The sequence below is a fragment of the Neobacillus drentensis genome, assembly GCF_036965245.1.
GTDB lineage: Bacteria > Bacillota > Bacilli > Bacillales > Cytobacillaceae > Neobacillus > Neobacillus drentensis_G.
In genome coordinates, this window is the sequence record NZ_JBALPG010000255.1 from 265 (window position 1) to 697 (window position 433).

1 pseudogene is annotated in these 433 nt (G+C 31.2%); it reads left to right on the top strand.

The window, feature by feature from the left end:
- Positions 1-405: pseudogene (locus V7150_RS26515) on the top strand (serine hydrolase); the annotation flags it as partial.
- Positions 406-433 lie beyond the last annotated feature (28 nt).

The following is a 433-nucleotide window of genomic DNA, read 5'->3' on the forward strand; positions in this document are numbered from 1 at the left end:
AAAAATATAAATATTACTCGAAATCCAATGGATCTAGATAACAATGGAGAATTGAGTCAGATGTTAGAACTTTTGCGTTTTATATTTCTAGGATACAAAAATAATCCTGAGTTATGGATTCCAATTATTAATGGGTTAGTTAGACAACAAGGTGAAATAGAAGGAATACCAACCCATCACTTAAATCATATGACAGGTGGATTAGAAAATGTTGTATTAGATATTGGGATAATTGGAGAGTTCACTCAAAATCCATTATTGTATGTTTTGGGAGCAAAAGACTTGCCTAGTCGATATAAAGAGAAAGTAGCGGATGAAAAAATTATAGATGCTATGAAATTACTTTATATTGAGTATTCAAATCAAGAAACCGAAACGAAAAGTGAATGGTCGGCTAATTCATAATGCTTATTGAACTAAAGGGTGCTTTAGT